The organism is Chlorobium sp. N1, from assembly GCF_004332115.1.
GTDB lineage: Bacteria > Bacteroidota > Chlorobiia > Chlorobiales > Chlorobiaceae > Chlorobium.
The window spans coordinates 678187-696224 of the sequence record NZ_SJPA01000001.1 but is presented as its reverse complement, the minus strand read 5'-3'; the positions used below and the strand labels follow the sequence as shown (position 1 = coordinate 696224).

Sequence of the window (18038 nt, the reverse complement as noted above, 5' to 3'; positions counted from 1 at the left end):
ACCTATGTCGAGACGAACAGAAAAAGTCGCATCGCTCCTGCAGCATGAGCTGGGAGCGATCCTCGAGAAGGAGTATCCGCGGGGCGGGCCGCTGCTCACCGTGGTCGACGTGAAGGTCACGGCCGACCTCGGGCTTGCGCGCGCCTATGTCTCCATCATCGGCAGCTCCAGCGAGCGGCACGAAGCGATGGCGTTCCTGCAGGAGGAGACGAAGAACATCCGCCACATGCTCTCCGGAAGGATCCGCCACCAGTTCCGCCGCATTCCCGAACTCGAGTTCCACGAGGACCGGCTCTACGAACAGGCCAGCCGCATCGAGGAACTGCTCCGCAGCGTCCGCAAGGACGACGGGGAGCAGGCCTGAGCGCCGGGGAAGCCTGCCTCTGATGGAAGTACTGCACACCGAAACCCCGGGCGTCCCCGAAGCGGGGGAGTTCCTCCTTGTCGACAAGCCGCTCGACTGGACCTCGTTCGACGTCGTCGCCAAGATCCGCAATACCTACAAGCGGGGCGGGCTGAAGCGCAAGGTCGGCCACTGCGGCACGCTCGACCCGAAAGCCACCGGGCTGCTCATCCTGGCGACAGGACGCAGGACCAAGGAGATCTCCTCCCTCGAAGGGCTCGACAAGGAGTACCTGGCCACGATCAAGCTCGGCGCCGAGACCCCGAGCCACGACGTCGAGACCGAAGAGTGCCGCCAGACCCCCGTAGACCACCTCAGCGAAGCGGACGTCCGCCGCGTTGCGGCTTCGTTCGTGGGACCGCGCCTGCAGCAGCCGCCGATGCACTCGGCGGTCTGGCACGAGGGGCGGCGCCTTTACGAGATGGCGCGCCGGGGCGAGGAGGTGAAGGAGCGCAAGGCGCGCCCCATCGTGATCCACTCTTTCGAGGTGGAGCGGGTCGAGCTGCCCTTCGTGCACTGCCGGCTCGTCGTCTCGAAGGGGGCCTACATCCGGGTGATCGCCCATGAGCTCGGACGCGAGCTCGGGGTCGGCGGGTATCTCGCCGGGCTGCGACGGACGGCGATCGGTCCCTACCGGGTGGAGGATGCGATGAGGGTCGCTGAGGCGATGGAGCGCATCGAGCGCCAGACGGCGTTTGATGCCGAAGCGGGCGGTCATGAAGAGTAATCGCTAACAGGGAGCAGGCGAAGATGCAGATCGTTATCTACGACAGCCACGAGGTCCGTCCCCTGCGTTCAGGGGGCGAGGCGGCGTTCACGGCCGTTCCCTCGGCCGTCACGGTCGGGGCGTTCGACGGGGTGCACTGCGGCCATCGCAGGATCATCTCCCGGATGGTCTCGATCGCCCGGGAGCGGGGGCTGCGCAGCGTGGTGGTGACCTTCGAGCCGCACCCGCGCCGGGTGCTCGGGGGCGAGCTGACCGGTCCGCTCGGGCTGCTCACGACGCTTGACGAGAAGATCCGGCTGCTCGAGGCCGAATCGGTCGACCTGCTCTTCATCGTGCGCTTCACGCCGGAGTTCGCCTCGCGCACCTCGGAGGAGTTCATCCGGGAGGTGCTGGTCGGGATGATCGGCCTGCAGAGCATCGTCGTCGGGTACGACCACGGGTTCGGCCGCGGGCGGCGGGGCGGGGGAGAGGACCTTCGGCGCCTCGGCGGCGAGCTCGGCTTCCAGGTCGAGGTGGTCGAAGAGGTGCGGCTCGAGGGCGGGCACTTCTCGAGCACCCGCATCCGCCAGCTCCTCAGGGAAGGGCGCGTCGAGGAGGCCAATGCGTTCCTCGGCTCCCCTTTCCGGCTCGGCGGCACGGTGGTCGGGGGAGACGGGCGCGGAAGGGGGCTGGGGTTCCCGACCGTGAACATACGGCTCACCGACCCGCACAAGCTCCTGCCGCGCGCGGGGGTCTACGTCGCCGAGACCGAAATCGACGGCCGGGTGTGGCGGGCGATGATGAACGTCGGCGTGCGCCCGACGGTCGGGCGGGAGGGCCCGCTCTCCATCGAGGCGCACATCCTCGGCCGGGAGGGATCGCTCTACGGCCGGGAGCTCAGCTTCAGCCTCCTGCACTTCGTGCGCGACGAGCGGAAGTTCCCCTCGTTCGATGCGCTCAGCGAACAGCTTGAAAAAGATAAAAAAACGGTGGAGTTGTATCGTTAGGAATATTATATTGCAGGTCAACCGATTTACCATTACTAACAGAAAGAGAACATGACGCTTTCAAAAGAGCACAAGGCAGCACTCATCACCGAGTTCGGCGGCAACGACAAGAATACCGGCAAGACCGAAGTACAGGTCGCCCTGTTCAGCCGCAGGATCACCGAGCTCACCGGGCACCTCAAGGCACATCCGAAAGACAAGCACTCGCGCCGCGGCCTGCTCATGATCGTCGGCAAGCGCAAGAAGGCCCTGAAGTACCTCCAGCAGGTCGACATCGAGCGCTACCGCCAGGTCCTCGCCGACCTCGATCTGCGCAAGTAAGCCGGTTTTCCGTATCCGGGCGCACCCTTTCCGTCGGGCATGAATCCCGCCGGCCGGTGCGTCCGGAACGGCTGCGCGTTATTGCACAACCTCTAGAGCTGGGTGGGACTATGCTGGAAAGTATGACCGGATACGGCAGCGCCGAACGGGTGCACGACGGGGTGAAAGCCCTCGTCGAGCTGCGCTCGGTCAACAACCGGTTCGCCGAGATCGGCGTCAAGCTGCCCCGTCAGCTCCTCTCCTACGAGCTCGAGGTCCGCGAGATGGTCCGGGCACGGTTCCAGCGGGGAAAGATCTCCGTCTACGTGCAGGTCCAGATGGACGAAAGCGAGCCCCTCCAGACGAGCGTCAACACCGAAAAGGCCAGCGCCTGCCGCCGGCTGCTCGACGAGCTCGCCCTTGCCTCCGGCGTGAAGCCGGAGGTCACGCTCGACCACCTGCTCCGTTTTTCCGAGGTCTTCGAAAGCGCGGCCTCCCCGCTCGACGACTCCGAAGCGCTCTGGGCGCTCGTTTGCCCCATCGTCCTCGAGGCGGTCGAAAAGCTCAAGGAGATGCGCCGGCGGGAAGGCAGGGAGCTCCTGCAGGACTTCGCCCGGCGCATCGCCGAGATCGACGATACCCTCACGCTTGTCAGCACCCTCTCGGAAGGCAATCTCGAAACCGTGCGGCGGAAGCTTGCCGCGAAGGTAGAGGCCGTCGCCGGCAGGGACATCGCCTACAGCCGCGACCGGCTCGAGATGGAGCTGGTGCTTTCGGCCGACCGGCTCGACATCACCGAGGAGCTCACGCGTTTCCGCAGCCACAACAAGTTTTTCCTCGAAGAGATGCACAACGACGAGAGCGGCACGGGACGGAAGCTCAACTTCCTTCTCCAGGAGCAGCTCCGCGAGGCCAATACGATCGCATCGAAATCACAGAGCGCCGAGATCTCCCAGAAGGTCGTCCACATCAAGGAGGAGCTGGAGAAGATCCGCGAGCAGCTCCAGAACATAGAGTAAGACGTATGACAGCACAGGGGAAGAGAGAGGGACGCCTTGTCGTCTTTTCGGCGCCGTCCGGCACCGGAAAGTCGACCATCGCGCGCCGTATCCTCGAGCGTTTCCCCTCCATGCGCTTCTCCGTCTCCGCGACGACCCGCCCCATGCGCGAGGGAGAGCTGGACGGCGTCAACTACCACTTCCTCTCCACGGAGGAGTTCCTTCGCACCGTCGACGAGGGGGGATTCATCGAGCACGAGTTCTTTTTCGGCAACCATTACGGAACCCTCCTGGAAAAGACCCGCGAGGCGATGCGGGAAGGCACCGACCTGCTCTTCGACCTCGACGTGAAGGGCGCAATGAACCTCAAGCGGCTTTTCGGGGACGATTCGCTCCTCGTCTTCCTGAAGCCCCCTTCGATGGAGGTGCTGAGGGAGCGGCTCCGTTCGCGCAAGAGCGAGGACGAGGAGAGCCTGAAAACGCGCCTCGAGCGTGCCGAGCTCGAGCTCGGCTACGCGGACCGGTTCGACCGGGTCTTCGTCAACGACGACCTGGAGGAGGCGGTCGAAGCCGTCGGCCGGGCAATAGAGAACTTTCTTTCAACTAAGCAAACCACCCGAAACGATGTCAGTCAAACCCGTTGACCTGAACAAGTTGAGAAGCACCCACGACAACCTCTACGAAACCGTGGTCGCCATATCCAAGCGTGCCCGCAAGATCCACGAGGAGGAGCGCGCCGAGCTCGAGGAGAAGCTCCTTCCCTACAAGGAGATGATCCGCAACCCGAGCAGCGAGAGCGAGTCCGACCGGGTCTTCCCCGAGCAGATCGCCATCAGCCTCGAGTTCGAGTGCCGCGAGAAGGCCTCACACCGCGCAGTGGGCGAGTTCTTCAACCACAAGTTCGACTACACGGTCGAGAAGCCCGCTGAACCCAAACCGGCGAAGATCGAGGATGAGCATGAAACTGACGGGAATTAACCAGATCACCCTCCGGGTCAACGACCTTCGCGAGTCCGAAGCGTTCTACACCGGGATCCTCGGCCTCGGCCTCGACCACCGGGTCGGCGCCAACATCACCTATCTCAGGATCGGTTCCGACCTCCTGGTGCTGGTGAAGGCCGAGACCCCCGGTACCCGCGAGGCGCGCGACATCCGCGTCGACCATTTCGGGTTCCGCCTCCCCTCGAACCACGAGGTGGACGAAGCCGCGGCCCTCATGGAGAAGAGCGGCGTGCACCTCGTCACCCGCCCCTCGAACCGCCGCGAAGGGCGAGCCTTCTTCGTCATGGATCCCGACGGCAACCTCGTCGAGTTCTACTCCATGCGCGACACCGGCATCGAGAAGAGTGAGGAGGGCATCGACACCAGCTCCCCCTCGGCAACCCTCCCGTCGGTTCCCTCCGAGGAGAAACCACGCCGGTCGCGCAAGTAGGCGGCACCGTTCCCCTCCATTACCCTCCCATTCCCATAGCGGCGTTCCGTTCCTCGGAACGGACACGAAAAGAGCCGGGCTGGACCCGGCTTCCCGTTGTGATGGCTCCTCTGTGTCGCCATCCTCGTCTTTTCTTCTGCCTTCAGTGCGCGCGCCGCAGGAGCGCTTCGGCGCGGGCCAGCTGCTCGGGGGTGTTGATGCCGTGGATCTCGTCGGGGTTCGGGGTCTTCCATGCCGCGACCCTCTTTCCCTTCCGGAAGCAGATGCCGAAGACGTCGGTGAGGTAGTACTCCGCCTGCGCGTTGTCGGTTCCGATCTCCTGCAGCGAACCGAAGAGCGTTTCGGCCTCGAAGACGTAGACGCCGCTGTTGATCTCCCGCACCGCCTTCTCCTCCTCCGTGGCGTCCTTCTGTTCGACGATGCGCAGGACGCTGTCGGTGCCGGCCCTGCGGATGACGCGGCCGTACCCGGTCGGGTCATCCATGTCGGCCGTCAGCACCGTCGCCGCGGCGCGGCTTTCGCGGTGGAAGCCGATGAGGCGGCGGAGCGTTTCGGTGGTGAAGAGCGGGGCATCGCCCGAGAGGATGAGAACCTCCCCCCGGAACTCTTCGAGGGCCGCTTCGGCCTGCATGACGGCGTGGCCGGTGCCGAGCTGCGGCTCCTGCAGGACGCAGGTGACGGGGAAGTGCCTGACGGCGTCCTCTACCAGTTCGGCCTTGTGGCCGACGATGAGGACGATCTTTTCGGGATCGAGCTCTTCGGACTTCACGATGACGTGCTCGACGAGCGCGCGGCCGTCGGCCTTATGGAGGACCTTCGGCAGGTCGGACTGCATGCGGGTGCCTTTGCCCGCGGCCATGATGACGATTGCGAGGGACATGTGCGTAGTTTTCTGGGGGCCCGGTGTGCTTCTTCTGCTCTCAAGCAGCCTGCTCAGTCGAGCTGCTCGTCTTCCTCCCCGATGCGGTGGCGGCGCTTGGGGTTGTTGTTCTGGTCGACGATGAGCACCATCGGCTTGAACTCCCGGGCCTCTTCGGCCTCGATTTCGCAGAAGGTCATGATGATGATCTCGTCGCCGGGAAGCGCGCAGCGCGCGGCGGCGCCGTTGAGCTGGATTTCGCGGGAGCCGCGCCGGCCGTTGATGATGTAGGTCTCGAAGCGCTCGCCGTTGTTGTTGTTGACGACGAGGACCTTCTCGTTGGGAATCATGTCGGCTTTTTCGAGCAGTTCGCAGTCGATGGTGATGCTGCCTTCATACTCGAGGTCGCCGCTGGTGACGATTGCGTTGTGGATCTTCGATTTGAGGAGGTGAAGTTTCATGAAAAGCTCTGTTCCTTATGGTCTGTTGGGGTTACTGCTTGAGGATGCCCTCTCCGCTGCCACGGAATATACGATAATGGCGGATTTCCTGGTCGCTTTCGAATCCGTATCCGCTGATCCGCTGGTCGGGCCGGTCGATCGTGACGAACCGGTCGGAGCGGATCCTGCGGTCGAGGCCTGAGCGCTTGGCGTATTCGGTGCGGATGACGGTGTTGTCGCTTGAGCGTATCACCACGTGGCCCATCCCCTCGATGTCCTGGTTATCGTAGACGACGGCGCGGTCGGCCGTGATTTCGGTCGTCCGCTGCCCTTCGGCGTCGAAGAACTCGACCTTCACACCCTGGTCGAGGTGCTGTTCGCTCTTCCCCTCTACGCGGAACTCCGTGACGTGGCCGGCCCTGATGAGTGACTTGCGCACTCCCTCTTCCGAGACGACGAACTCGACCTGCCAGCTCTCCTGGAGCGGGCTGTTGTCCTCGACGACGGGAGCGTTCGGGTCGCTTTCGCGGCCGCTGTCGGAAGCGCAGCCCGAGAGCACCGCAATGAGGACGGTGCAGAGGATGAGGAGGAGTGTATGGGCACCCCGCCGGAGGGTTGCGCTATGCTTGAGAGGGATGCCCATGAAGCAGGATGGTGTAAGCGGTCTGGTGATTACTTGATGTTGAGCTGGTTCATGACCTTGAAGGTCAAATCGCTCTCCGGGGTGCCGTAGACCATGGCCTGCTTGTCGAGGACGAGCGAGTAGCCTTCACGGTCGGCGATGGTCTTGATGGCCGTGAGGAGCTTCTGGCGGATGGGGACGATCAGCTGCTGCTGCTTCTGGTCGAGCGCGCCGCCCTGGCCGAACTTCTCCTGCTTGTACTTCTGCATGCCCTGGGCCTTCAGGTTCAGGTCCTTCTCCTTGAGGTCGCGGGCCTGCTTGCTCATCGCGGCACGCTCGGCGCCGTAGGCTTCGGCCGCTTTCTGCAGCTCGGCCTGCTGGCGCTGGAGCTCCTTTTCGAACGGGGCTGCGGTGGCTTTCAGGGTCGCCTCGGCCTGCTTGGCCTCGGGCATCTGCTGGAGGATCCTCGGGAAGTCGACGACGCCCACCTTGCCGGCGCCGGCGGGAGCGGCCTGGAGGGAAGGAGCGGCGATGGCGAGGCCGAAGATCGCGGCCAGGGCGGTGCGGCGGCATGCGCTCAGAATGTCTCTCATGCGGTTCATCTTGTTTTTTGTTTGTTGTTTTGAAGCGGTCCCTTACGGGGTCCTAAGCGGCCTAAACCACCGGAAATGCATTTTCAAAGGTAATAATTCCGCGACGAAAACCTATGGCTCCGCCGCGCGCCGGGCGGCTCTTTTTCAGCCTATGGGGGCGAAGGCCGGCCCGAACTCCTGGAGCACGTCCTCGACCGCCATGACGGGTTTTGCCTGGCCCTCCTGGATGAGGCGGTTCGTGCCCCGGGATCCTTCGCTGAAGATGGAGCCCGGCACGGCGAACACCTCCCGGTTCTGCTCGAGCGCGCTCGAGGCGGTGTTGAGCGAGCCGCCGCGGAGCGCGGACTCCACGACGAGGGTGCCGGCGGAGATGCCCGAGATGATGCGGTTGCGCTTGGGGAACTTCCCGGCGTCCGTCTCCGAGCCTATCCACTCTTCCGAGATGAGCGCTCCCCGCTCCAGGATCCTCGGCCAGAGCTTCCCGTTCGGGTCGGTGTAGACGGTGTCGACCCCGGTGGCGAGCACGGCGACGGTCGTTCCTCCCGCCTCGATCGCCGCCCGGTGGGCCGCCGTGTCGATGCCGTAGGCGAGCCCGCTGTAGATGCAGACGCCCCTTGCCGCAAGCCCGCCGGCCAGGAGGCTTGCCGCGCTCCTGCCGTAGGTCGAGGCTTTGCGCGTGCCGACGACCGATATGCCGGGAACGTCCGGGGGCGGGAGGGTGCCGCGGATGAAGAGGCAGGGTGGCGGGTCGTAGATCTCGCGGAGGAGGGAGGGGTAGTCGGCGTCGAGGATGGTCGCCATCCTCCCGCCGAGGCGGTGGAGCTGTTCGAGCTGGCGCTCCGCCTCGTCCTCTGCCGTCTTGAGGGCGGGGGAGTGGAGAAAACGGTGGATATCGGCGGCGAGCTTCTCGCCGATGCCCGGCACGAGGGCGAGCTCGTTCCTTCCGAGCCTGAGGATGCCGGTGAGGTCCGGGCGGGAGGCGGCGAGCGTTTTCAGCTTCGCCGGCCCCACGCCCGGGATGCGGGTGAGGGCGAGCAGGAGGGTGCGCGCCTCTTCCTGTTCCCGTTCCCTCAGAAGTCCCTCTTCATCAGGATGTTGGCGAATCCCCGCAGGTAGTCGCGCCCTTCGGCGTGCGGCAGGCTCTCGAGCGCCGTGAGCGCCTCTTCGGTGTCGCGGTTGATGAGCCCCGCGGTCTCCTCGAGCACGCCGCAGCGCTCGTAGATGGCCCTGACGTCCGGCACGCGCTCTTTTCCGATCCCCTTGTTCATGTAGATCGAGTGCAGCAGCTCGTGGTCCGCTCCCGAGGTGAGCTCCAGCGAGCGCAGGAGGAGGTAGGTCTTCTTGCCGTTGATGACGTCGCCGCCGGGCATCTTGCCGGACTTGCCCTCCTCGGCCATGATGTCGAGGTAGTCGTCCTGGATCTGGAAGGCGCGGCCGATCCTCTCGCCGAAGAGTACGAGGCTTTCCACCTCTGCGGGGGTCGCGTCGGCGACGACGCCGCCGGCCTCGAGCGCGGCCGAGATGAGCCGGCCGGTCTTCTTCGAGATCATGTCGAGGTAGTCGGCGATCGTGGCGTCCTGTTTCTCCTCGAGCTCCATGTCGAGGGCCTGGCCTTCGCAGATGGTGATGTTGGCGTGGTTGAGGATGTGGATGAGCTCGGCGTGGCGGCTGGTGTCGGCCTGCAGGGCGAGCTCGTAGGCGTAGGCGATCATCATGTCGCCGGAGAGGATGGCGACGTTGGCGTTCCACTCACGGTGCACGGTGGGGCGGTTGTGGCGGAGTTCGGCCTCGTCCATGATGTCGTCGTGCATCAGGGTGAAGTTGTGCAGCACCTCGACGGCGAGCGCCACCTTCAGCGCGTTCTCGGAGCTGCCGCTGACGGCCTCCGAGGCGAGCAGGGTGAGGAAGGGGCGTATCCGCTTCCCCTTGCCTTCGAGGATGTATCGGGCCGGGGCGTAGAGGGTGGCCGGGGTGGTGGCGGCGAAGCACCCGCCGAGGGCGTCGTTGATCCTTTTGTGGTACCGGCGGTATTTCTCTTCTACGAGCGCTTGCGTGACGGTCATGGTTTCTCTTGTGAAGGGTTACGGGCGTTGTACGGCGATGGGCCGGTTTTTCTGGAGTTCGGCCACGCTTCCGGAGCCGGTGAGGAACATGGCGGCGCGCAGGTCGTTCTGCCAGGCGCCGAGGGTCTCCTCGAGCCTCCCCTGGTGGAGCGCCTTCAGGAGCGCCCCGGCCGAGGCCGCCAGGTCCGCCCCGAGGGCGATGGACTTTGCGATGTCGAGGCCGCTCCGGATGCCTCCGGAGGCGATGACGAAGAAGGGTTTCGTGCCGCCGGCCCGGGGGCGCAGGGCGTCGACTTCGACCACGCACTCGGCCGTCGGGATGCCCCAGTTGAGCAGCTCGTCGAGCGCTCCTTCGCTGAAGCGGGCATCGGTGCCGAAGCGGCGGGTGTAGCGCGCCTCCTCGACCTTCTGCCAGCTGATGCCGCCGGCCCCGGCCACGTCGATGACCCGCACGCCGGCGGCGAGCAGGCGGCGGGCCGCTTCGGCGCCGATGCCGCAGCCGACCTCCTTGGCGATGACCGGCAGGTCGAGTTTTGCGGCGATGTCGGCGAGGCGGTCGAGCACCCTCCGGAAATCCGTTCCGCCCTCCGGCTGGAAGAGCTCCTGGGCGGCGTTGAGGTGGACGATGAGCCCGTCGGCCCGGATGAGCTCCGTCATGGTGCGGAGGTCCTCGTCGGAGAGCCCCCGGGCGACTTCCGGGGCGCCGATGTTGGCGAAGAGCTGGGTGGTGGGGGCGTGGCGCCGGACGATGGAGAAGCTGTCGCGGTGCCGGGTGTCCTCGAGCGCCTGGCGCATGCTGCCGACGCCGAGGGGGATCCGGAACCGTTCGGCGCATTCGGCAAGCTGCCGGTTCAGGTCGGCCGCTTCGCTGTAGCCTCCCGTCATGGAGGAGATCATGAGCGGCATGCCGATGTGCTTTCCGAGGAAGACGGTCTCGGTCGAAATCTCCTCGAAGCTCACCTCCGGCAGGGCGTTGTGGCGGAGCCGGTAGCGCTCCAAGCCGGTCGTGGCCGAGCTGAAGGCGACCTCGCCGTGCAGGCAGATGTCGACGTGGCTGTGCTTGCGCTCCGCAGTGCTGTTGGTGATGGTTGTACTCATGCCGGCCGGCCGCCCCCGCTGTCCGTTAAGGGTTTTTCTTACTTCCCGCTAAAAGTCATAACTTAATAAAAATTCCCGTAACATTCCGCTTCCCTCCGACGCCCGACCATGCTCAAGACTCTCTTCCAGGTCGCCATGCGCCACCTTCTCGGCCGTCGGCGCCAGAGCGTGACGACCATCGTCGGCGTGGCCGTCAGCACCATGGTGCTCATCACCACCATTTCGCTCACCCGCGGCCTGCTCGACTCCTTCGTCGAGACCATCATCGACGTCGCCCCGCACATCACCCTGAAGGGCGAGGAGATCGATCCCGTGCCGGTCAACGTGCTCGAGGCGGCGCGCCCCAAGGCGGTCTCCATGGTCGAGGACCATACCGAGAAGCAGGAGCGCGACGAGGTCTCCAACTACCGGCGCATCCTCTCGATGCTCGCCTCCCCGGCCTACGCTTCTAAAGTACGGGCCGCGTCGCCCTACGTCGAGACGCAGGTGATGCTCGTCAAGGGCCGCCGCAACGAGCCGCTGCTCCTGAAGGGGGTGGAGCTCGAACGGGAGGACGCCATCAGCGGCATCGGGGGGAAGCTGACGGAGGGCGACGCGGCGATGTTCCGCCGCACCGCCAACGGGCTGCTCGTCGGCCGCACCGTCGCCCGCGACATGCAGTTGAAGCTCGGCGACGAGGTGACCATCATCCCGGGGTCCGGGCCGAGCCGGCAGTGCAAGGTGTCGGGGATCTTCTTCTCGGGGGTGAACGCCACCGACAACAGCGTCTTCTCCTCCCTCCGGCTGGCCCAGATCGTCGAGGGCATGCCGGCCGGGAAGGTGAGCGGCATCGCCCTGAAGGTGCGCGACCCGCTCGACAACACCCCGCTCGCCCGCGAGCTCCAGGCGCTCACCGGGTACCGCTCGCTCACCTGGCAGGAGGCCAACTCGGGCGTGCTCTCGCTCTTCGCCCGCATCGGCTACATCGTCTTCTCGCTGGTGGCGTTCGTGGGGGTGGTCTCCGGGTTCGGGGTGGCCAACATCCTGGTGACCACCATCTTCGAGAAGAGCCGCGACATCGCCATCATGAAGTCCTTCGGCTTCTCGCGGCGCCAGCTGGTGGGGATGTTCGTGCTCGAGGGGTTCCTCGTCGGCCTCGTCGGCGCGCTCTTCGGCGGCCTGCTCGCCATCGGTGCCATAGACCTCTTCGCCAGCATCCCCGTCGAGAACTCCCAGGGCCCCATCACCAAGACCGGGTTCAGCATGTCCACCAACCCGCTCTACTTCGTCTACGTCATCGGCGTCACGGTCTTCATCAGCACCTTCGCCGCCATCTTCCCCTCAGCCCGAGCGGCAAAGCTCGAACCCGTGCAGGTGCTGCGCGACAGCTCGCTGTAGGGGGCCTTGAGGGGTGTCCGGCTGTACGCCGAGCCCTGTTTGCATCTGTCGGCGATCATCATCATTTTATGCAATATCTATGGCGGCCTTGAGCACCAGAAGCGCAGCGAGGTCGACGTGATCAGCTACGCGGTGGCGGCGTCGCTCGGCGGAGGGCTTTCAGGGGAAGCGTGAGCCGGGCGTTTCGGGGCGGTGGAGGGTTTCGGTGATGGCCTTCCAGTGCGCTTCTGCGAGCGGTGCGGGCAGCAGCCTATCCTATGCCCCCTCGGCGGCGAGCCTCTCCGGGTGCTGGAGCAGGTAGAGCTTGTGGTAGAGGCCGCGCTCTCGGAGCAGCTCCTGGTGGGTGCCGGTTTCGCGGATGACCCCCTTGTGGAGGACGATGATGCGGTCGGCCCTCTGGACGCTGGAGAGGCGGTGGGCGATGATGATGGAGGTGCGCCCCTTCATGAGCCGCAGGGTGGCCCGGTCGACCAGCCCTTCGGTCTCGGTGTCGACCGAGCTCGTCGCTTCGTCGAGGACGAGGACCTCCGGGTTGTAGAGCAGGGCGCGCACGAAGGCGATCAGCTGCTTCTGGCCGGCGGAGAGCCCGGTGCCGTTTTCGAGGATGCGGTGCTCGTAGCCTTCGGGGAACTTCCTGATGAACCGGTCGGCACCGACCGTTTCGGCCGCAGCCCTGAGGGTTTCGACGGGGAGGTTGGGGTTGGCGAACGCGAGGTTCTCGCGGATGGTGCCGGAGAAGAGGAAGACGTCCTGCATGACGACGCCTATCCGCCGTCGCAGCGACTGCTGCGGAATCTTTTCGAGCGGGACGCCGTCGAGGAGCACCTCGCCCTTCTGGTAGGGGTAGAGGCGCGAGAGGATGTTGATGATGGTGGTCTTGCCGCTGCCGGTGGCGCCGACGATGGCGATCTTCTCTCCCTTCCGTATCGTGAAGGAGACGTCCTTCAGCACCCAGTTCTCTCCTTCGTAGGCGAACCAGACGTTTTTGAACTCGATCGACTCCCTGAAGTGCAGCGGCTGCCCGTTCGTATCGGCTGCGCTGTCCTCCTCGAGCCCCTCCTTCTCGTCGAGCAGGCGGAAGATGCGGTCGGAGCTCGCGATCGCCGTCTGCATGGTGTTGAACTTGTCGGAGAGGTGCTGCAGCGGGCGGAAGAAGAGCGAGATGTACTGCACGAACGAGATCACCACGCCGATCGTGAGGTCCGCCTTCAGGAGGCGCACGCCGCTGTACCAGATCACGAGCCCCGCCGCCGCGGCGCTGAGGGTCTCGATGAGGGGGTAGTAGATGGAGAAGTAGAAGACCGTGCGGATGTTGGCGTCGCGGTGGTCGCGGTTGATCTCGGCGTAGTGCTCCGACTCGCGCTCCTCGCGGTTGAAGAGCTGCACGATCGACATACCGGTGATGTGCTCCTGGAAGAAGGTGTTCAGCCGGGCCAGGTGCGTGCGCACGTCGCCGAAGGCCTTGCGGACCCGGCTCTTGAAAAAGAAGGTGGCGTAGAGCATGAGCGGCAGGATGGCGAGCACGACGAGCGTGAGCTGCCAGTCGATCCATACCATGATGCCGACGATGAAGACGAGCTGGAGGGTGTCGCCGAGGATGGTGACGATGCCGCTCGAGAGCAGCTCGTTGAGCGACTCGATGTCGTTGGTGGTGCGCGTGATGAGCCTTCCGATCGGGTTGCGGTCGTAGAAGCGCGCCGGGAGTTTCTGCAGGTGGCTGAAGACGTCCATGCGGATGTTGAAGACCGCTTTCTGGCCGATCAGCTGCGCCAGCCAGGTGGCGGCGTACTGCTTGAGGCCGTCGAGGAGGATGACGGCGCCGAGGATCAGGCTGATGGTGGCGAGCCCGTGCAGGTCCCCTTTCGAGATGTGGTCGTCGATGGCGACTTTCGTGAGGTAGGGGCGCATCGGTCCGAGGAAGGAGCCGCCGATGGTGACGAGCATCGCGGTGGCAACCAGCCCCTTCATCGGCTTGACGTACTGCAGGAGGCGCGAGACGATGTAGCCGTCGGCGGAGCCTTTCCGGCCTTTGAGGGTGTCGTCCTGCTGGGTGGTGAACCCGCCCCGTCCTCCCATCGGCCCCCTACCCATGTGCCGCTTCCAGGACGTGGCGGACCGACGAGGCGAGTGCCTCGGCCTCCTCTTTCGTGGGGGCTTCGGAGTAGATGCGCACGATCGGCTCCGTGTTCGAGGGGCGCAGGTGCACCCAGCTCCGGCTGAAGTCGAGCTTCAGGCCGTCCCTGGTGTCGGCCTCTGCCTCGGGGTGCATCGCGCGGACTTTCTCGAAGAGCGCGGGGAGTGTTTCGCGGCCGCCGGCCCCGAGCTCCGCCTTCTGCTTCGACATCTCGTAGTCCGGGAACTCCCGGCGGAACGCCGAGAGCCCCCCTCCGGGGTGGCTTTTCCTCCAGGCGGCGAAGGCCTGCACGAAGATCGCCGTGGCGACGAGGGCGTCGCGGCCGTAGTGGAGTTCGGGGAGGATGACCCCGCCGTTGCCCTCTCCGCCGATGACCGCACCCTGCTCCTTCATGACTTCGGTGACGTTGGCCTCGCCGACCTTCCCGCTGAAGCATTCCATGCCGTAGCGGGCTGCGATGTCGCGAAGCGCGCGGCTGCTCGAGAGGTTGTTGGCCACCGGTCCGGGGTTGTGCTTGAGGTAGAAGTCGGCGCAGGCGACGAGCGTGTACTCCTCGCCGAAGAGCGTGCCGTCCTCGCTGATGAGGGCGAGCCGGTCGACGTCGGGATCGACGACGAGCGCGAAGTCGGCGCCGGCGGCCTTCACGGCCAGGATGGTCTCCTGCAGGTTCTCCTCGATCGGCTCGGGGTTGCGCGGGAAGATGCCGCTGCCGCCGCAGGCGACGGGCACGATCTCCCGGATGCCGAGCTGCCGGCAGAGCTCCGGCATGATGGTCGCCCCGGCTCCCTCGACGCAGTCGACGAGCACCCTGAACCCCTCCTCCCGGATGGCGGAGGGGTCGACGAAGGGGAGGGCGAGGATCCTGTCGATATGCAGGGCGTCGTGGCGGCGGCTTTCCGAGGCCGAGCCCACCTCGTTCCAGCGGGCGCTGGCTGCCGGCTCCTCGCCGGCGAGCTGGAGCAGCTCCTCGACCTCCCGGGCGTCGAGGAACTCGCCGCGGCGGTTGAGCATCTTCAGGGCGTTCCACTGCACCGGGTTGTGCGAGGCGGTGATGATGAGCCCCCCGTCGGCCGCTTCCTCCGTGACGGCAAGCTCCACCGTCGGGGTGGTGGCCACGCCGATGTCCAGGACGTCGCAGCCGGAGAGCATGAGCGCGCCCCGGACGAGGGCGCTGACGGCGCTGCCGGTCGGGCGGGTGTCGCGCCCGACGACGATCCGGGCCCGGCCTTCGCCGCCGCTGCGCTCCCGCTCGGCTAGCACCCAGCGGGCGAAGGCGGTCGAGAACGCCGTGAGGTTCGCGGGGGTGAGGCTTTCGCCGACCACGCCCCGGATGCCGGAAACGCTGATCATGAGGCTCATGACGGGAAGGTGCTTGGCCCCCTCGGGGGCGTTTTTCGGGGATTCGGCCCTAATATAAGAAAAAAGAGGGGATGGGTTTTTGATTTTTTGAGTGCTTCCCGTATATTACATGCCCTTTGTTCTTGAGGTCGGCTCCGGCCGGCGCCTCAAGCGACACCCGGGTTTGGATACCACTAATTCTCATAAAGAGCGATCGATTTATGCCTTTACACAAGTCGGCTGAAAAAAGACTCCGCCAGTCGGAAAGAAGGAACGCCAGGAACAGGGCTCGCAAAAAAGAGCTGAAGACCCTGATCAAGAACATGCAGAAGCTCATCGAGGCCCGTGCTGACAAGTCCGAGGTCGAGAGCGCATACCGTTCCGCCGTCCAGAAGCTCGACCGCCTGGGCGTCAAGAACTACATCCACGCCAACAAGGCGTCGCGCAAGAAGTCGCAGCTTACGCGCCTCTTCAACGGCTACGAGGCCGAGGCAAAGTAACCCGCGTCCGGCCCCTTCCCCGGGGCCGGGCTTCCACTCTCTTCCATGTACGCATATTTCCGCGGCAGGGTCGTTTCGGTCCTGCCTGAAGAAGCGGTTCTCGAGGTGTCGGGCATTGCCTACCGGTTCCTCATCTCCGGCGGTACGGCCCGCACCCTTCCCGCCGCGGGCGGCGAAGCCGTCCTCTACACGCATCTTTCCGTCCGGGAAGACGCCCTCCAGCTCTACGGTTTTTCAAGCGAAGAGGAGAAGCAGCTCTTCCGCCTCCTGCTCCTCGTCTCCGGCGTCGGGCCGAAGCTCGCCCTGGCGGTGCTTTCCGCGCTCCCCGTGGGGGAGGTCCATGAGGCGATCCTCTCGAACGCCCCCGATCGCCTTTTCGGCGTGACGGGCGTCGGGCGCAAGACGGCCGCCCGCATCATCCTCGAGCTGCGCGACCGTATCCTGAAACTCTCGCCCGGGGCTGCGGCCTCGGTCCCTGCCGGCGTGCAGGCGGCCGGAACCCGCGATGACGCCACCTCGGCCCTCGTCACGCTCGGTTTCTCGAAAGCCGCGGCCGAAGCGGCCGTTTCGACCGAGCTCCGCTCGAACCCGGACGGCAGCGTCGAGGAGATCCTGAAATCGGCGCTCGGCGCCATGCATAACCGTTAGCACACAGCCGTGACCTACCAGGAAACGCTCGATTTCCTCTTTCCCCTCCACCGCTTCGGCATCAAGCCGGGGCTCGAACGGGTGCGCCTCCTCCTTGAAGCTGCCGGTTCCCCGGAGCACCGGCTCGGTAAGGTGGTGCACGTTGCCGGCACGAACGGCAAGGGGACTGCGGCCTCGGCCGTCGCTTCCATCTTCACGGCCTCAGGCAGAAAGACCGCGCTCTACACCTCCCCCCACCTCGTCGACTTCACCGAGCGGATGCGCATCGACGGGCGCCCCATCGGCGAGGATGAGGTCGCCCGCTACGCGACCGTGCTGAAGGAGGCGGCCCTCCGGCTGCACTCGACCTTTTTCGAGGTGACGACCGCCATCGCCCTCTGCTGGTTCGCCGACAGCGGGGTCGAGGTTTCGGTCATCGAGACCGGGATGGGCGGGCGGCTCGACGCGACGAACGTGGTGCGCTCCGACTACGCGCTCCTCACCGGCATCGGCCTCGACCATACGGAGTGGCTCGGCACCACCATCGGCGCCATCGCAGCCGAGAAGGCGGCCATCATCAAGCCCCGTTCGAAGGTCTTCACCTCCATCGATCCCGACGGGGGAGCGGCCGCCGCAGAGTCCTTCCCCGCCCTGCGCGATGCGGCTGCGGCCTGTGGCTCGGCGCTGCAGGCCTTCAACCGCGACTTCTTTGCCGAGGCGGTGCATGCGGAGCCGGGCCTTCTCGAGCTCGACGTCGTCACCGCAGGCGGGCGCTTCGGCGGGCTCCGCGCTCCGCTTACCGGCGCCTTCCACGCCGCGGGCGTTGCGGCGGCCGTGGCTCTCGCCCTCGACGCGGGGGTCGGGGAGGATGCGGTGCGCCTCGGGCTCGACCGGCTGCTCTCCACCGGTTACCGCGCGCGCCTGGAGCTCATCGGCCGCAGGCCCGACATCCTGCTCGACGTCTCGCACAACGCCGAGGGGATGCGCGCGACCGTGGACGCGCTCCTGCCCTTCGCGGAAAGGTACGGCGAGGTGCTGCCGCTCTTCGGGCTCGCTTCCGACAAGGACGGCGCCGCGATGCTGCGTGAGCTCATGCGCCTCGGCCGCCGGTTCGCCGTGGCGGACCTGCCGACGGAACGCGGCGTCTCCTCCCGTGAGCTTGCCGAACTCTGCCGCTCGCTCGGGGCCGAAGCCCGGGCGTTCGATACGCCGGCCGGGGCGCTCTCGGCCCTCCGGCGACAGGCCGCTCCCGATACCCTCATCCTCGTTACCGGGTCGTTCTACCTCGCCGGCGCGCTGCTCGAGTCGGGCGCCTTCGGCGGCGGCAGGGCGGGGGAGGAGTGAACCGTTTTTTTTTAACGAGCTAAAAAGTTGTATATTTAAGTAGGATCCGCCGTTATAACGAATTCGTTGGTTTCAGTTCCGGCTCCAGCAGCCGAAAGGGTCCTCTTCACGACACTATCCCATTGCCAATACATCCGCTCCCCGTACATCTCCGCTCCATGCCGCTCTTTGGCGTGTTCTGTGCCGCATTCGGGTAC

At 65.7% G+C, this 18038-nt stretch carries 22 protein-coding genes; 13 read left to right on the top strand and 9 right to left on the bottom strand.

What is annotated here, in order from left to right:
- The first annotated feature begins 4 nt into the window (after positions 1-4).
- The 8 genes from rbfA to E0L29_RS03170 all read left to right on the top strand — a co-directional run bounded on the left by rbfA (position 5) and on the right by E0L29_RS03170 (position 4846).
- The gene (gene rbfA / locus E0L29_RS03205; RefSeq protein ID WP_131354533.1) at positions 5-364 is read left to right on the top strand and encodes a 30S ribosome-binding factor RbfA; all 360 of its coding nucleotides are present in this window, start codon (positions 5-7) and stop codon (positions 362-364) included.
- Positions 365-386: 22 nt separating this feature from the next.
- On the top strand, positions 387-1130 hold the full coding sequence (gene truB / locus E0L29_RS03200; RefSeq protein ID WP_131354530.1) for a tRNA pseudouridine(55) synthase TruB: 744 nt from the start codon (positions 387-389) through the stop codon (positions 1128-1130).
- Positions 1131-1153: 23 nt separating this feature from the next.
- Positions 1154-2116 carry a bifunctional riboflavin kinase/FAD synthetase gene (locus tag E0L29_RS03195; protein ID WP_131354527.1) on the top strand — a complete coding sequence of 321 codons (963 nt, stop codon included), beginning with the start codon at positions 1154-1156 and terminating at the stop codon, positions 2114-2116.
- Between the two features lie 51 nt (positions 2117-2167).
- Positions 2168-2437: a 30S ribosomal protein S15 gene (gene rpsO, locus E0L29_RS03190; RefSeq protein WP_131354524.1), complete on the top strand. Its 270-nt coding sequence runs from the start codon at positions 2168-2170 to the stop codon at positions 2435-2437.
- Between the two features lie 110 nt (positions 2438-2547).
- Complete coding sequence (locus E0L29_RS03185) at positions 2548-3435, top strand: YicC/YloC family endoribonuclease (protein WP_131354521.1); 888 nt, start codon at positions 2548-2550, stop codon at positions 3433-3435.
- Positions 3436-3440: 5 nt separating this feature from the next.
- Positions 3441-4058 (top strand): guanylate kinase, encoded by a 618-nt coding sequence (gene gmk / locus E0L29_RS03180; protein ID WP_131354519.1) that lies wholly within the window; start codon positions 3441-3443, stop codon positions 4056-4058.
- Positions 4039-4392, top strand: coding sequence for a DNA-directed RNA polymerase subunit omega (locus E0L29_RS03175; RefSeq protein ID WP_131354516.1), 354 nt, complete (start codon positions 4039-4041; stop codon positions 4390-4392). The genes gmk and E0L29_RS03175 overlap by 20 nt, the downstream gene beginning before the upstream one ends.
- Entirely contained in the window at positions 4373-4846 is a 474-nt protein-coding gene (locus tag E0L29_RS03170) for a VOC family protein (RefSeq protein WP_131354726.1), read from the top strand. The genes E0L29_RS03175 and E0L29_RS03170 overlap by 20 nt, the downstream gene beginning before the upstream one ends.
- A gap of 142 nt (positions 4847-4988) precedes the next feature.
- Here the strand turns inward: E0L29_RS03170 and E0L29_RS03165 are convergent, their stop codons facing one another.
- From E0L29_RS03165 to fni, 7 genes are all read right to left on the bottom strand, one after another.
- Positions 4989-5726, bottom strand: a complete 738-nt coding sequence (locus E0L29_RS03165) for an NTP transferase domain-containing protein (protein WP_131354512.1) — start codon at positions 5724-5726, stop codon at positions 4989-4991.
- Between the two features lie 53 nt (positions 5727-5779).
- Positions 5780-6166, bottom strand: a complete 387-nt coding sequence (panD, locus tag E0L29_RS03160; RefSeq protein ID WP_131354509.1) for an aspartate 1-decarboxylase — start codon at positions 6164-6166, stop codon at positions 5780-5782.
- 31 nt (positions 6167-6197) lie between these two features.
- The gene (gene lptC, locus E0L29_RS03155; RefSeq protein WP_131354506.1) at positions 6198-6788 is read right to left on the bottom strand and encodes an LPS export ABC transporter periplasmic protein LptC; all 591 of its coding nucleotides are present in this window, start codon (positions 6786-6788) and stop codon (positions 6198-6200) included.
- 29 nt (positions 6789-6817) lie between these two features.
- The gene (locus E0L29_RS03150; protein WP_242664252.1) at positions 6818-7360 is read right to left on the bottom strand and encodes an OmpH family outer membrane protein; all 543 of its coding nucleotides are present in this window, start codon (positions 7358-7360) and stop codon (positions 6818-6820) included.
- A 144-nt stretch (positions 7361-7504) separates the two neighbouring features.
- Positions 7505-8380, bottom strand: coding sequence for a DNA-processing protein DprA (gene dprA, locus E0L29_RS03145; RefSeq protein WP_347564570.1), 876 nt, complete (start codon positions 8378-8380; stop codon positions 7505-7507).
- A gap of 50 nt (positions 8381-8430) precedes the next feature.
- Entirely contained in the window at positions 8431-9423 is a 993-nt protein-coding gene (locus E0L29_RS03140; protein WP_131354499.1) for a polyprenyl synthetase family protein, read from the bottom strand.
- An 18-nt stretch (positions 9424-9441) separates the two neighbouring features.
- A complete protein-coding gene (fni, locus tag E0L29_RS03135; RefSeq protein WP_131354496.1) occupies positions 9442-10521 on the bottom strand; it encodes a type 2 isopentenyl-diphosphate Delta-isomerase in 1080 nt (359 codons plus the stop codon).
- 108 nt (positions 10522-10629) lie between these two features.
- Between fni and E0L29_RS03130 the strand changes: the two genes are divergently transcribed.
- Together E0L29_RS03130 and E0L29_RS11675 are read left to right on the top strand one after the other, a co-directional pair.
- Positions 10630-11898: an FtsX-like permease family protein gene (locus E0L29_RS03130; RefSeq protein ID WP_131354493.1), complete on the top strand. Its 1269-nt coding sequence runs from the start codon at positions 10630-10632 to the stop codon at positions 11896-11898.
- A 39-nt stretch (positions 11899-11937) separates the two neighbouring features.
- Positions 11938-12072, top strand: coding sequence for a hypothetical protein (locus E0L29_RS11675; protein WP_278248901.1), 135 nt, complete (start codon positions 11938-11940; stop codon positions 12070-12072).
- An 81-nt stretch (positions 12073-12153) separates the two neighbouring features.
- On the opposite strand, the gene E0L29_RS03125 is transcribed toward E0L29_RS11675, so the two are convergent.
- Positions 12154-13974, bottom strand: coding sequence for an ABC transporter ATP-binding protein (locus E0L29_RS03125; RefSeq protein WP_242664250.1), 1821 nt, complete (start codon positions 13972-13974; stop codon positions 12154-12156).
- Positions 13975-13981: 7 nt separating this feature from the next.
- A complete protein-coding gene (gene glmM / locus E0L29_RS03120; RefSeq protein ID WP_131354486.1) occupies positions 13982-15391 on the bottom strand; it encodes a phosphoglucosamine mutase in 1410 nt (469 codons plus the stop codon).
- Between the two features lie 200 nt (positions 15392-15591).
- On the opposite strand from glmM, the gene rpsT reads away from it, so the two are divergent.
- From rpsT to E0L29_RS03105, 3 genes are read left to right on the top strand one after another with little or no spacing between them, the layout of a single operon-like run.
- Complete coding sequence (gene rpsT, locus E0L29_RS03115) at positions 15592-15870, top strand: 30S ribosomal protein S20 (RefSeq protein WP_131354483.1); 279 nt, start codon at positions 15592-15594, stop codon at positions 15868-15870.
- A gap of 45 nt (positions 15871-15915) precedes the next feature.
- Positions 15916-16518 (top strand): Holliday junction branch migration protein RuvA, encoded by a 603-nt coding sequence (ruvA, locus tag E0L29_RS03110; RefSeq protein WP_131354480.1) that lies wholly within the window; start codon positions 15916-15918, stop codon positions 16516-16518.
- 9 nt (positions 16519-16527) lie between these two features.
- On the top strand, positions 16528-17841 hold the full coding sequence (locus tag E0L29_RS03105) for a Mur ligase family protein (RefSeq protein ID WP_131354477.1): 1314 nt from the start codon (positions 16528-16530) through the stop codon (positions 17839-17841).
- Positions 17842-18038 lie beyond the last annotated feature (197 nt).